At 52.7% G+C, this 12,534-nt stretch carries 13 protein-coding genes and 1 pseudogene; 3 read left to right on the forward strand and 11 right to left on the reverse strand.

Annotated elements, in window-relative coordinates; all coding sequences use genetic code 11:
• The 7 genes and pseudogenes from OEL57_RS08795 to kdsA form a co-directional block, all read right to left on the reverse strand.
• A pseudogene (locus OEL57_RS08795) lies at nucleotides 1–508 on the reverse strand (RNA polymerase sigma-54 factor); the annotation flags it as partial.
• A gap of 18 nt (nucleotides 509–526) precedes the next feature.
• Nucleotides 527–1,270: an LPS export ABC transporter ATP-binding protein gene (gene lptB, locus OEL57_RS08800; protein WP_300739705.1), complete on the reverse strand. Its 744-nt coding sequence runs from the start codon at nucleotides 1,268–1,270 to the stop codon at nucleotides 527–529.
• Complete coding sequence (lptA, locus tag OEL57_RS08805) at nucleotides 1,248–1,730, reverse strand: lipopolysaccharide transport periplasmic protein LptA (RefSeq protein ID WP_300739707.1); 483 nt, start codon at nucleotides 1,728–1,730, stop codon at nucleotides 1,248–1,250. The genes lptB and lptA overlap by 23 nt, the downstream gene beginning before the upstream one ends.
• 49 nt (nucleotides 1,731–1,779) lie before the next feature.
• Nucleotides 1,780–2,361 (reverse strand): LPS export ABC transporter periplasmic protein LptC, encoded by a 582-nt coding sequence (gene lptC / locus OEL57_RS08810; protein ID WP_300739709.1) that lies wholly within the window; start codon nucleotides 2,359–2,361, stop codon nucleotides 1,780–1,782.
• Nucleotides 2,362–2,442: 81 nt separating this feature from the next.
• A complete protein-coding gene (locus OEL57_RS08815; RefSeq protein ID WP_300739711.1) occupies nucleotides 2,443–2,961 on the reverse strand; it encodes a KdsC family phosphatase in 519 nt (172 codons plus the stop codon).
• A complete protein-coding gene (locus tag OEL57_RS08820; RefSeq protein ID WP_300739713.1) occupies nucleotides 2,958–3,926 on the reverse strand; it encodes a KpsF/GutQ family sugar-phosphate isomerase in 969 nt (322 codons plus the stop codon). The genes OEL57_RS08815 and OEL57_RS08820 overlap by 4 nt, the downstream gene beginning before the upstream one ends.
• Nucleotides 3,923–4,741 carry a 3-deoxy-8-phosphooctulonate synthase gene (kdsA, locus tag OEL57_RS08825; protein ID WP_300739715.1) on the reverse strand — a complete coding sequence of 273 codons (819 nt, stop codon included), beginning with the start codon at nucleotides 4,739–4,741 and terminating at the stop codon, nucleotides 3,923–3,925. The genes OEL57_RS08820 and kdsA overlap by 4 nt, the downstream gene beginning before the upstream one ends.
• A gap of 110 nt (nucleotides 4,742–4,851) precedes the next feature.
• On the opposite strand from kdsA, the gene ruvB reads away from it, so the two are divergent.
• Genes ruvB through OEL57_RS08840 form a run of 3 tightly spaced genes read left to right on the forward strand, consistent with a single transcriptional unit; the run spans nucleotide 4,852 to nucleotide 7,867 of the window.
• Nucleotides 4,852–5,868, forward strand: coding sequence for a Holliday junction branch migration DNA helicase RuvB (gene ruvB / locus OEL57_RS08830; RefSeq protein ID WP_300739718.1), 1,017 nt, complete (start codon nucleotides 4,852–4,854; stop codon nucleotides 5,866–5,868).
• 20 nt (nucleotides 5,869–5,888) lie between these two features.
• Nucleotides 5,889–6,557 carry a DnaA ATPase domain-containing protein gene (locus OEL57_RS08835; protein ID WP_300739720.1) on the forward strand — a complete coding sequence of 223 codons (669 nt, stop codon included), beginning with the start codon at nucleotides 5,889–5,891 and terminating at the stop codon, nucleotides 6,555–6,557.
• The gene (locus OEL57_RS08840; RefSeq protein ID WP_300739722.1) at nucleotides 6,554–7,867 is read left to right on the forward strand and encodes a hypothetical protein; all 1,314 of its coding nucleotides are present in this window, start codon (nucleotides 6,554–6,556) and stop codon (nucleotides 7,865–7,867) included. The genes OEL57_RS08835 and OEL57_RS08840 overlap by 4 nt, the downstream gene beginning before the upstream one ends.
• A gap of 377 nt (nucleotides 7,868–8,244) precedes the next feature.
• Here OEL57_RS08840 and rbr read toward each other — a convergent pair whose 3' ends face one another.
• The 4 genes from rbr to katG form a co-directional block, all read right to left on the reverse strand.
• The gene (gene rbr / locus OEL57_RS08845; protein ID WP_300739724.1) at nucleotides 8,245–8,823 is read right to left on the reverse strand and encodes a rubrerythrin; all 579 of its coding nucleotides are present in this window, start codon (nucleotides 8,821–8,823) and stop codon (nucleotides 8,245–8,247) included.
• A gap of 14 nt (nucleotides 8,824–8,837) precedes the next feature.
• The gene (locus OEL57_RS08850) at nucleotides 8,838–9,296 is read right to left on the reverse strand and encodes a DUF4149 domain-containing protein (protein WP_300739726.1); all 459 of its coding nucleotides are present in this window, start codon (nucleotides 9,294–9,296) and stop codon (nucleotides 8,838–8,840) included.
• A 140-nt stretch (nucleotides 9,297–9,436) separates the two neighbouring features.
• On the reverse strand, nucleotides 9,437–10,141 hold the full coding sequence (prxU, locus tag OEL57_RS08855) for a thioredoxin-dependent peroxiredoxin (protein ID WP_300739728.1): 705 nt from the start codon (nucleotides 10,139–10,141) through the stop codon (nucleotides 9,437–9,439).
• Between the two features lie 123 nt (nucleotides 10,142–10,264).
• Nucleotides 10,265–12,460 carry a catalase/peroxidase HPI gene (gene katG, locus OEL57_RS08860; RefSeq protein WP_300739730.1) on the reverse strand — a complete coding sequence of 732 codons (2,196 nt, stop codon included), beginning with the start codon at nucleotides 12,458–12,460 and terminating at the stop codon, nucleotides 10,265–10,267.
• Between the last annotated feature and the right edge of the window lie 74 nt (nucleotides 12,461–12,534).

A 12,534-nucleotide genomic window follows, 5' to 3' on the forward strand; every position in this document is an offset into this window, starting at 1 on the left:
CAGCAACAGTAGAACAGAAAAAACCATTATCATCAATATTGCCGATGATCTCTTCTCCAACCATCTGCTCTTCGTCGCTATAATTCCCCATCTGCAACTGCCAATGCAGGTGATCAAACAGAGTCCCTTTGCGGGTCAGCAGGTTTTCAAAGGAGAGCTTGTCATCTTCATCCCCTGACTGTTCACCCGAGGTGTAGTTATAGCCATCAAGGTAGCTATCCCAATCGCGCAGGGTTTCTTCGCCAGCCTCAACCTCCTGAAAATTATCACCAGTTGCAAGATTTTCATCAGGAAGCTCAACCTCCACCACCTCCAGAAGTGACTCCCCATCACGAACCTCATCCAGTTCCGGCGTTTCCTCCAGAATCGGATTTTCCTCCAGCTCCTGACGAACCACATCCTGCAGTTCTATCCTGGTCATCTGAAGCAGCTTGATGGCCTGCTGCAACTGGGGTGTCATCACCAGTTGCTGCGTCATCTTTAGTTGTTGGCGCATCTCCATCGCCATAGCTGCTCCTTGCCGTCTTTAAAGTCTAAAGTCTTCACCCAGGTAGATTTCCCTGGCTTTTTTGCTCTCAGCAATCTGTTCGGGGGTTCCGTATTCCAGTATTTCACCGGCATTCACAATGTAGGCTGCATCGCAGACACCAAGGGTTTCACGAACATTGTGATCTGAAATAAGAACGCCGATATTACGATTTTTCAGCCCTAAAATCAGTTGTTGAATATCTGCTACCGCTATTGGATCTATACCGGCAAACGGCTCATCCAACAGAATAAAGGCCGGATGGGTAATCAAGGCACGGGCGATTCCAACCCGTCTGCGCTCTCCACCTGACAGCGCAAATCCTTTTGAGTCAGCAATATGGGTGACACCAAACTCTTCCAGGAGTTCCTGAGCACGATGCTGCTGCAGTTCGCGGTCAACCTCAAACGTCTCAAGGATCGCCAGCAGATTGTCCCGAACAGACAGTTTTCTGAAGACTGATGCCTCCTGTGGCAGGTAACTGATCCCTTTACGTGACCGTAGATGCATCGGCTGCTCGGTAATTTCATCACCATCCAGCCAGACCTGTCCACCATCAGGCCGTGTCAACCCGACCACCATATAAAAGGTTGTGGTTTTACCCGCTCCATTGGGACCAAGCAGACCGATTACCTGACCGGAGTCAAGCGTCAGGTTAACGCCACGCACCACCTGACGATTACCATAGGTCTTGCAAAGCCCATCAGCACGCAGGTTTCTGCTATGGCTGTTTTTTTGCGTCATTCTTTTTCGATCCACTGCCTTGCTTGGGATGGATAACCGCTTCTACCCGTGAATTTTCACCACTGGTAACCACACTGCGATCTTCATCCAGATAATAGACAATCACCTTGCCGGTAACAGAATCCTTTTCCTGAGTAACCTTGGGGTTAATGGTAAGGGTTATCTTGCCTTCCTTGCTCTCATACAGGGCATGACCACCGGTACCAACCCGGTTAGTCTGCAAAATCCGCACTGAACCAACAGCCTCAATTTTTTCTACCTGATCATCTTTTTCACCGTAATAAATAATCAGCTTGTCGGAATAAATAGTTACATCTTCCTGACGAGCCACCACCCGTCCGGTAAAAATAGCAGTTTTGCCCTTATTATCTGCCTTCAGTTCATCTGCCTTCACGTTGATCGGCTTTGAAGAACGATCGCGCTTTGCCGAAGGTCCGGCAGCAGGTTGCGGAGCAGCCAAGACAGGTACCACTCCAAGCAGGCAAACAAGTAACAACAGTAAGGTCCGATTAACGCTTAGCATGTGCTCCCTCAATAACGGCATGGACAGCCCCCCGGAAACGGACTTCTTCTTGATGCAGCGACATTTCCATCCCTTGAGCTGTTAACGTAAGCCGTCCATCAACAACCTTTACCGGCTGATTCGTTACAACCAGGCCGGGACCAGAACGGTATTCAAGCTGCTCGGTATCAAATACCATCCCCTTTTTAGTAACGGCATGGACCTTTTCCTGCATGATGACCAGACGCTGTGTCTCATGATACCTGCCGGTTTTTGAGGTAATCACTATACCACCGGCCTTGCCATCATAGATCTCGGTCCTGACCCCGGTCAGCTTTGCCAATGCAGCTTCTTTATCATAATCAGCACGTTCGGCAGTCATATCCCAGAGTTTTTCATTACCTTTCATTTCAGAAAAGGTAAGCTTGGAAAGAGACATATCAACTTCAGGGGAGATTGATTTTGAGGCTGTTTCAGGCGGGGTTGAACGAAATTGCCTGAACAGAATAGCCACCACCAAGGCAACAGTTGAGGCCACAATGACTACTGCCAGAATCCGCCTGATTTGCCTTGTGTTCGGCATTTGCATGAACGCACTATAGCATTGGGCTAACAGACTGTCCAGCGGATAACAGCCTATAACGAGCCTGTTGGCACAGAGATTGTATAATCACAATTCGTACCTGTCCACGACCAGTTCCTGCCACATGTCACGACCTTTCAGCAGCAGATCGCATAGCTCTCGCACAGCGCCCCACCCGCCTCTGGCGCTGGAAACAAAGTCAGCCACCTTCAAAACTTCCGGCAGGGCATCTGCAGGGGCGGCAGAAAAGCCGACCCGCCGCATGACCGGCACATCAATCACATCATCCCCCATATAGGCGATCTGGTGATCAGCCAATCCGGTACGTTGCTTGATGTCGTCGTAGCTTTCCTGTTTACGCAGCGAGCCCTGATAGAGGATATCAATTCCCAGTTCTTTTGCCCGCAGGTCAACCACCGGAGAGACACGTCCTGTGATGATGCCAACCTGGATACCGGCCCGCTGCACCATCTTGATACCATGGCCGTCCTTGACATTAAAGAACTTGATCTCGGTGCCGTTGGCATCCCAGATGATCCGGCCATCGGTCATAACGCCATCCACATCAAGCAGCAGCAGTTCTATATGTTTGAGCTTTTCGTTCACGCAATGCCTGCCTTCAGGATATCGTGCAGATGGATCACACCGCAGGGGGCCTGCTCCTGCTCATCTTCAAAGGCGAACAGCGTCGTAATTGCATAACGCTCCATCATCTGCAGGGCTGCAGCAGCCAGCTCTCTGCGCAGAATCCGCTTGGGATTGCGACGCATCAGACTTCCGGCAGTGCTATGCAGGATATCTTCGCCACGCTCAAGACAACGCCGCAGGTCACCGTCAGTAATGACCCCTTGCAGCGCCCCGCTGGCATCGGTCACGCCGACAACACCCAAACCTTTGGCGGTAATCACAAACAGCGCCTCTTTCATCAACATCTCTTCCTGCACCAGCGGAATCGAGTCGCCACCATGCATCAGATCCTCTACCCGCAACAGCAGCTTCTTGCCCAACGCCCCGCCGGGATGAAAGATGGCAAAATCCTCAGCCCTGAAGCCCCGTTCAACCAGCAGTGCCACAGCCAGGGCATCCCCCATGGCAAGGGTGGCGGTGGTCGATGAGGTTGGGGCAAGCCCCAAAGGACAGGCTTCTTCAGCAACCGAAACATCCAGAAAGACATCACTGGAACGGGCCAGGTTTGAGGCAGGATTACCACTCATGGCGATCAGACTGGCACCCAGACGTTTGATAACCGGCAGAATCTTCAGCAGCTCTTCGGTCTCGCCACTATTGGAGATACCGATCACCACATCACCGGTCATAATCATGCCCAAGTCACCGTGAATCCCTTCTGCAGGATGCAGAAAAAAGGCCGGAGTGCCGGTTGAGGCCATGGTTGAGGCGATCTTCTGGCCAACCAGACCAGACTTACCCATACCGCTGACCACCACCCGGCCAGAGCTGGCCAGGACCATCTGTACGGCCTTTTCAAAAGAGCTGTCCAGCCGGTCGGCAAGTGCTGCTACTGCGGCAGCCTCAGCTTGAATAACCTTGCGGGCCTCGTCAAGAATACTCATCGCACCACCGCATCAAGGGCCTGCAAACGCTTCAGCAACGCAGGAAGCTCAGCAAGCGGGATAGAGTTGGGGCCGTCACACAGGGCACAGGAAGGATCTTCATGCACCTCCATGAAGATGCCGTCAATACCGGTGGCAACCGCTGCCCGTGAAAGGGTTTCCACAAACTCACGCTGGCCGCCGGAGGACTCACCCTGCCCGCCTGGCAACTGCACGCTATGGGTGGCATCAAACACCACCGGATACCCGTAGGAGCGCATCACCGGAAAGGAGCGCATATCCACCACCAGATTGTTATAACCAAAGGAGGCACCACGTTCCGTCAGGATGATATTTTCATTGCCTGAGGCCGCCACCTTGCCCACCACGTTACGCATATCCCAGGGGGCCAGAAACTGCCCCTTTTTAACATTTACCACCTTGCCGGTCTTGGCGGCAGCAATCACCAGATCAGTCTGACGGCAGAGAAAGGCGGGAATCTGCAGCACATCCAGCACCTGGGCAGCCGGAGCAACCTGCTCAATGGAGTGAATATCAGAAAGTACCGGGATCCCCAGACTTTCCTTAACCTTGGCCAGTATCCGCAACCCTTCAACCATGCCGGGACCACGGAAGGCGTTGACCGAAGTACGGTTGGCCTTGTCATAGGAAGACTTAAAGATCAGCGGCATCCCCAGCCCGTTACAGATGGTCATCAGCCGCTCGGCATGGCACAGCGTTGCCTCTTCACTCTCAATCACACAGGGCCCGGCAATCAGCACCAGCGGGCGTCCGCCCCCCATTTTAACCGACCCGATCGTCAATTCTTTCGTCATGATATCCTCGCTCAATAAAAAAGCCCCGGCAACCAGCTGTGAGGCCCACAACTACTATCATGTTCCTGGCTCCTTTGACAAGCGGGCAAAATTCGGTCATAGTTCGCCCCATGGAACGAGCTATCACCCCTGAAAAACGCGACGACGACCTGCAATTTGATGCCACCCTGCGCCCCCGTACCCTGCAGGATTACATTGGTCAGGAAAAGATCAGGGAAAACCTGAAACTCTTTATTGATGCTGCCAGGGGACGCAGTGAAGCCCTTGACCATGTGCTGCTCTACGGGCCGCCCGGTCTGGGCAAGACCACCCTGGCCAACATCATAGCCTGTGAGATGGGGGTTAACATCAAATCCACCTCCGGTCCGGTAATTGAACGCCCCGGTGATCTGGCGGCCATTCTGACCAACCTTGAACCCCACGATGTCCTGTTCATTGATGAGATTCACCGCCTTTCCCATGTGGTAGAAGAGATCCTCTACCCGGCCATGGAAGACTTTCAGCTGGATATCATCATCGGCCAGGGCCCCAGTGCCCGCAGCATCAAGCTTGATCTGCCCCGCTTCACCCTGGTGGGGGCCACCACCCGGGCCGGTCTGCTGTCATCCCCTCTGCGTGACCGTTTTGGCGTCATCTCCCGGCTTGAATTTTATACCCATGATGAGCTGGCCTATATTGTTACCCGCTCGGCCCGCATTCTGGGCATGGCAATTGACAAAGAAGGCGCGCTGGAACTGGCCCGCCGCAGCCGTGGCACCCCACGGATTGCCAACCGCCTGCTGCGTCGGGTGCGGGACTATGCCCAGGTCAGGGCTGACGGTGCCATCACCCTGACCGTCGTGCAGGAAACCCTACGTCTGCTGGAGATTGATGAGATGGGCTTTGATCAGATGGACCGGATGATCCTGTTAACCATCATCGACAAATTCGGCGGTGGCCCGGTGGGCCTGGACACTATTGGTGCGGCGATTGGTGAAGAAAGTGACACCATTGAAGATGTCTATGAACCGTTTCTGATCCAGAACGGCTTCCTGAACCGCACCCCCCGCGGACGGGTTGCCACGCCTGCAGCCTATCAGCACTTTGGCAGACTTACGCCGGAACGTCCCCAGGGGTCACTGTTCTAATGCTGCAGCAGGCCCTTGACTTGCCCATTTGCCCACGCTACGGCTTTGAAAACTTCATCTCCTGCGCCGGCAACAGCACCGCCCTTGAATTCAGCCGCAGGATCACCAATCCGGCTGAGCCGGAAAAACTGCTCTACCTCTACGGTCCGGCCGGATCAGGCAAGACCCACCTGCTGCATGCCATTGGGCGCCAGCTGGCCGGAGAACAGTTTCAGGTCCTGTCATGCCGCAACCTGACCATCCCCGTTCTAGCCTCCCCCGGCAACCTGTTACTGGTGGATGACCTGGACCAGTTGCCAGACCGGCCTGACCTGCGCAACGCCCTGTGGGAGGCCTTTAATCAGCAGTACAGCAGCGGCCACACCCTGGCCCTGGCCGGCAGATTTACCCCAAAAGAACTGCCCACCATTGATGATCATCTGATCTCCCGCCTGCTGTGGGGATTAGTGGCCCGCCTGGATGTCTCGGATGACCGATCCCGCCAGATGTTGATTGCCAAACTGGCCCAGGATCGACAGATCATCCTGCCTGATGACGTGGCAAGCTGGCTTTTAACGGTACTGCCCCGCGATGTCGGTTCACTGGTCGCCGCCTGTGATGCCCTGTACCGCGCTGCCTTACAACGCAAATGCAAAATAACGCTAAGGTTGGCACGAGAGCTGGTGCTCCTGGGAACATTAACGCCATGAAATCCCCTGAAGAGATAGAACTTGCCAAAAAACGCCGTGAGCTGGCTGATCTCCTTGAAGAACAGTCCCAGATAGAGCGTGAGCTGGCAGCCATCAAATCTGAAATCAGGATCTTTGAACATACCTACGAGCAGATGCTGGGTGGCAGAATTGCAGAGCTTGAGCAACTTGAATGGCAGATCAGCGGCCTGCTGGGAACCGGTGAAGATGAAGAAGAACACCACAAATACTTTTACACCACTGAACATGAATCTACTGCTGCCAGCTTTACCAGGACCACCTTGCTGGATGATGACCCGGACAGCACATCGATCATTGAAGAAAAGAGCCTGAAGGCCCTCTATCGTGAAGTAGCGAAATCAATCCACCCAGACCTGGCCAGTGATGACCATGAACGGTTCAGGCGACAAGAATTGATGGCCACTGCCAATCTGGCCTATCAGGAAGGGGATCGAGGGCGACTGCAGAAAATATTGAGGGAATGGCAGCTGGGTCCCAAAACAGCAAAAGGGCTTGATATTGGTGCCGAACTGGTTCGACTGATCCGCCAGATAGCCTATACACGTCAGAACATCAAAGATTTAAACAGACGGATCGATGAATTGCGGCATTCTGACATCTATCGTTTCAGGCAACGTGTAGACGACGGACTCCAGGACGGTATCGACCTGTTGGCTGAAATGGCAGCAACCGTTGACCTTGATATCGCAAAGGCCAGAAAGCGCCTGGCACTACTTAACGGCGACCAGGAAACACCAGAAGAACGGCTTTCACCGCCACTTGAAACCCGCATCATCCGTTTCCCCCCCGAAAAATCCTGTGGAGAACTCTACATACGCAACATTACATCAGTGGACTACCGCGACTGGCAGAAATTGGGCTCCGCCAAAGGCCCTCGGGAAATACCGCTGGACAAGGGGCTGCGACTTGATGTACGGGGCGATGGAGAAAACGGCATTACCTTTCTTGCACAACTGCAGGCAGACGATCTTCAGGCCCTGTTTCTGTATGATGTCGGTGATGAGGCATTAAGCCGGATCTGCAACCTGACCGGTCTGCAGGAACTCTATCTGTCAAACACCACGGTCACGGATACCGGACTGAGTAACCTGAACTGCCTGACCAATCTCAAGCGACTGTATCTCTATCACACAGAGATTACTGACAAAGGACTGCCCAACCTGTATCCGCTGACCTGGCTGCGCTGGTTGACCTTCAGCGGCACCAAGGTCACAGAAAAGGGACTGGGAAAACTGCGATCTGTCCTGCCAAACTGTAAGGTGGTTACCTTTAAATGGCGCTATGAGTAGCTGTGATGTTCTGACCCACCATCCATCTCCGCAACGACGACTCAAACCAACTCAAGAAATATATTTTTTCATCATGGTGGCTAACCGGTTGTTATCTGAAGGGTACAGATTAATCCACAAAAAATGTGGATAAACCTGTTGATGCAGGTGGATAACTTTGGAAAATATCATGTAAACACTAGCGTTTTTTCGGTTTGCACAACGGATAATCGCCAGAGCTAACCACCTGTAATCATGTGTCAATATCTATTTTAAACACAAACACAATGTAAACTTATACTATCGCCGACCTCGAAATCCTAAAAAACAGGCAACGGTCGTCCCTGTATACAGAAACGACCGTTGAACATGATGCACGGAAATGCAGCTATATTCTCCTACCAGTTCTCTCCCAGTAGTTCAAAATGCGCCATAGGGTGGGCACAGGCCGGGCATTTTTCAGGCGCCGACTTGTTGCTGTGCAGGTAGCCACAGTTACGGCAGCGCCAGACCACGATCTCTTCACGTTGGAAGACCCGGCCAGCCTCTATGTTTGCCAGTAGATCACGATAGCGCTTTTCATGCTGTTGTTCTGCTATAGATATTGCATTCCAAACAGCTGAAATTTCAGCAAAACCTTCTTCTTTTGCCACAGCAGCAAAGGCAGGATACAGCTCAGTATGTTCTTCATGCTCACCATTGGCAGATGCCAGCAGGTTTTCAGCAGTCGTACCGATCTTGCCAGCCGGGAAACAGGCCGTTATCTCAAGATCGCCACCTTCCAGAAATTTAAAAAAGCGCTTGGCATGTTCCTTCTCCTGGTTGGCGGTCTCTTCAAAAATATCAGCTATCTGAACATAACCCTCTTTTTTTGCTGCAGCAGAGAAATAGGTGTAACGCATACGGGCCTGGCTCTCACCGGCAAATGATTTCAGCAGGTTCTGTTCGGTCTTGGTGCCTTTTACTGATTTGGACATGTAGTATTCTCCTTTCATATGGTGGTGCGTTTGTATAACAGAATTAAAAGTGCGATTCCACCGCCTATAACGCCCAGGTTACTGACCGCAGATATACCGTGCAGCTTTCTAAACTGCTGCCGTGCCGGATGATCTTTAGGGGTCGTAACAAAGGACGGAATATCCTTTTTTAGAGCTGCAGCCTTGGGTTCAATCACAAAGGCCTGCAACGAAGTGACCAACAGCATAGCCACAATAATCAGTGCCGATGACAACCAGCGATTTTCACGGGTAAACAGCAGGCATCCCAAAGCAAGAACACCACAGATCAGGCCGGTCTTGAAGTAACCGGGGAACAGGACACCAACAATGGTTCCCGCCATGTCACGATCAAAACTTTTAAACAGGGTTGGTGTCAGCACAAAGGTAAATAAAGCCGCGCCACCAACCCAGAAAGAAATCAACAAACGATAGAGTATGGATAGATACTGCACAGAAACCTCCAAAATATTCAAAATCTACTCACCGCAGAGGACACAGAGGTCCACAGAGAAAGACTCAAATTATTCGTCATTACTGTATCCCTCTACGTCCTCTGAGGTAAATTTTTTATTCAGCTATTTTGTATGATTAATCAAAAAGCCATCTCCGGCTTCCATTCCTTCCAGACATTACCAGCCAGATCTGGTCCTGGCTTAAGGGTTGGTTTGCCGGGTGTCCAGCCTGCCGGCATCACGTCACCGGTGGCGCGGACATGTTGGAACGCCTTTATCTGACGAATCAGCTCGTTGACACTACGGCCAACTTCTGGGGTCAGCACTTCCATGGCTCTGATGTTGAAATCAGGATCAATGATGAATCTGCCACGGATATCTACACCGGCAGCAGGTTCAAACACACCGTATGCCTGGCCAATCAGGCCGCTGGCATCGGAAATCATCGGGAACGGCACCCCGCCGTGTACCATCTTTGACAGTTCTTCAGCCTGCCAGATCTTGTGGACAAAGCGGCTGTCTGTACTTGCGGCAAAACTTTCTACACCCAGCTCTTTCAGTTCTTCATGCTTGACGGCGACCGCCGTCAGTTCAGTCGGTCAGACAAAGGTGAAATCGCCCGGATAAAAGCACAGGACGATCCACTTTCCTTTATAATCAGAGAGTTTCATGGTTTGAAAGCCGCCGTTGTAATAGACGTTGGCTTCAAAATCAGGGGCTTGATGCCCAACGCGTGCTACGGTCATGGTTCGATCCTCCTTTACTGGTTGTGCCGCGGTTGGTGGTGGTGCTGCTGTCAGTGGACCTCCGGCCGGTTTAACGCAACCCTGTCCGGTTTCTGCCATTTGTATTTCCTCCTTTCAGGAAATTAAGGGGAGATAGTCAGGGCCATCTCCCCATCAACTCTTAACACATTTTAATAACAAGACAAGACGCCTGGGTTAAGTTTTCCGTAGGGCTGATGTCAATCAGGCCAGATCAAACCGGTCTGCGTTCATCACCTTATTCCAGGCTGCCACAAAATCCTGCAGAAACTTCTGTTGCGAATCACTGCAGCCGTAGACCTCTGCCACTGCCCGCAGTTGCGAGTTGGAGCCAAAGATCAGGTCAACACGAGTGGCAGTCCATTTCAGTTCTCCACTGCTACGATCACGCCCTTCAAAAAGATCAGCATCAGTGGAGACCGGTTTCCAGGCAGTAGTCATATCCAGCAGGTTGACAAAGAAATCATTGGTCAACGCCTCGGGCTGTTTGGTAAAGACGCCATGGGGTGTCTGCCCGTAGTTGCCACCCAGTACCCGCATTCCACCAATAAGCACGGTCATCTCCGGTGCTGTCAGGGTCAACAGTTGAGCCCTATCCACCAGCAACTCCTCTGCCGTTACGGCATACTTGGCCTTCTGGTAATTACGGAACCCGTCTGCCTTGGGCTCAAGCACGCTGAAGGAATCTGCATCGGTCTGTTCCTGCGTGGCATCGGTGCGGCCCGGTGTAAACGGCACGCTTACTGCCTGTCCTGCATTCTTTGCTGCCTGTTCAACCGCTGCGCAGCCGCCCAGAACGATCAGATCAGCCAGTGAGACCTGCTTACCACCTGATTGGGCACTGTTGAACTGCTGCTGAATTCCCTCTAAGGTCTTTAGAACTTTTGCCAGTTGTTCCGGCTGATTGACCACCCAATTCTTCTGTGGAGCCAGACGGATTCGCGCCCCGTTTGCACCACCCCGCTTGTCTGAACCACGGAAGGTGGAGGCTGAGGCCCAGGCAGTGGTAACCAGTTGGCCGATTGACAGGCCAGAGGCAAGGATGTTTGCCTTAAGCTCAGCAATATCTTTTTCGTTGATCAGCTCATGATCAACTGCCGGAACCGGATCCTGCCAGATCAGCTCTTCTGCCGGAACCTCTGGACCAAGATAGCGTGAGCGCGGCCCCATATCACGATGGGTAAGCTTGAACCAGGCCCGGGCAAAGGCATCGGCGAATTCCTCAGGGTTCTGCTGATAACGCCGCGCAATCGGTCCGTAGATCGGGTCAAAGCGCAAGGAAAGGTCAGCCGTGGTCATCATGGGACGGAGCTTCTTTGATGGATTGTGGGCATCAACCACCATATCTTCATCATCCACATCTTTGGCCAGCCACTGATTGGCGCCAGCCGGGCTCTTGACCAGCTCCCACTCATACTTGAACAACACCTTCAGGTAGCCCATGTCCCAAGTGGTGGGGTTTGGTTTCCAGGCTCCTTCAATGCCGCTACTGATGGTATCGCCACCTTTGCCGCTCTTGAAGCTGCTCTTCCAGCCCAGCCCCTGCTCCTCAAGGCCCGCACCTTCCGGCTCCGGCCCCACATGATCTGCAGTTCCTGCACCATGGCATTTACCAAAGGTGTGGCCTCCCGCAACCAGGGCAACCGTTTCTTCATCATTCATGGCCATACGGGCAAAGGTTTCGCGCACATCAACCCCGGAAGCAACCGGGTCTGGATTGCCGTTGGGCCCTTCCGGGTTGACATAGATCAGCCCCATCTGCACAGCAGCCAGCGGGTTTTCAAGATCACGCGTGCCGCTGTAACGCTGGTCGCCAAGCCAGGCATCTTCACTTCCCCAGTAAATATCCTCTTCAGGCTCCCAGACGTCTTCACGTCCACCAGCAAACCCGAAGGTCTTGAAGCCCATTGATTCCAACGCGCAGTTTCCGGCAAGGATCATCAGGTCTGCCCAGGAAATCTGCCGGCCGTATTTCTGCTTGATCGGCCAGAGCAGACGGCGTGCCTTATCAAGATTTACGTTGTCAGGCCAGCTGTTGAGTGGTGCCAGACGTTGCGAACCGGAACCTGCACCACCACGTCCATCACCCATACGGTAGGTGCCGGCACTGTGCCACGCCATCCGGATCATCAAGCCGCCGTAGTGACCCCAGTCAGCCGGCCACCAGTCTTGCGAGTCAGTCATCAGGGCATAGAGATCTTTTTTAATGGCAGCAAGATCAAGTTTTTTGAATTCTTCAGCATAGTTAAACTCTTCGCCCAACGGGTTGGATTTTGCTGAATGTTGGTGAAGAATATGGAGATTCAACTGGTTTGGCCACCAATCACGGTTAGATGTTCCGCCGCCTGCTACCTGACTGCTGGACTTACCGGTTACCGGGCATTTGCTGTTGTCACTCATGCAATCTACTCCTTTCGTTGTTATAGTTGGTTATATGTGGACAAAGACGGGACCGGAACAGGACAGTTTCATTT

Origin of the sequence: Trichlorobacter sp. (assembly GCF_030247655.1) — a bacterium.
In the GTDB taxonomy this organism is placed as follows: domain Bacteria; phylum Desulfobacterota; class Desulfuromonadia; order Geobacterales; family Pseudopelobacteraceae; genus Trichlorobacter.

Coding starts and splice junctions, on each gene's coding strand:
- OEL57_RS08820 (WP_300739713.1), bottom strand. CDS start 3,926: ATGAGTATTCTTGACGAGGCCCGCAAGGTTATTCAAGCTGAGGCTGCC.
- kdsA (WP_300739715.1), bottom strand. CDS start 4,741: ATGACGAAAGAATTGACGATCGGGTCGGTTAAAATGGGGGGCGGACGC.
- ruvB (WP_300739718.1), top strand. CDS start 4,852: ATGGAACGAGCTATCACCCCTGAAAAACGCGACGACGACCTGCAATTT.
- OEL57_RS08840 (WP_300739722.1), top strand. CDS start 6,554: ATGAAATCCCCTGAAGAGATAGAACTTGCCAAAAAACGCCGTGAGCTG.
- rbr (WP_300739724.1), bottom strand. CDS start 8,823: ATGTCCAAATCAGTAAAAGGCACCAAGACCGAACAGAACCTGCTGAAA.
- lptC (WP_300739709.1), bottom strand. CDS start 2,361: ATGCAAATGCCGAACACAAGGCAAATCAGGCGGATTCTGGCAGTAGTC.
- katG (WP_300739730.1), bottom strand. CDS start 12,460: ATGAGTGACAACAGCAAATGCCCGGTAACCGGTAAGTCCAGCAGTCAG.
- lptB (WP_300739705.1), bottom strand. CDS start 1,270: ATGACGCAAAAAAACAGCCATAGCAGAAACCTGCGTGCTGATGGGCTT.